General features: G+C 70.6%; 1 protein-coding gene. It reads left to right on the plus strand.

Annotated elements, in window-relative coordinates:
- The coding region (locus tag JK359_RS38680) for an AMP-binding protein (protein WP_201844429.1) at positions 1 to 262 on the plus strand (262 nt) is incomplete at both ends.

The following is a 262-nucleotide window of genomic DNA, read 5'->3' on the forward strand; positions in this document are numbered from 1 at the left end:
CCACCCCACCCCCCACCCCTGCACCACACACCCCACCCTCCCCATCGGCCGCCCCATGGCCAACACCCGCACCTACATCCTCGACCCCCACCTCCAACCCGTACCCCCCGGCACCACCGGCGAGCTCTACATCGCCGGCACCAAACTCGCCCACGGCTACCTCAACCAACCCGCCCTCACCGCCACACACTTCCTCCCCGACCCCCACAACCCCCAACCCGGCACCCGCATGTACCGCACCGGCGACCTCGCACGCCACAAC

Origin of the sequence: Streptomyces actinomycinicus (assembly GCF_016741775.1) — a bacterium.
GTDB classification, from domain to species: Bacteria; Actinomycetota; Actinomycetes; order Streptomycetales; family Streptomycetaceae; genus Streptomyces; species Streptomyces actinomycinicus.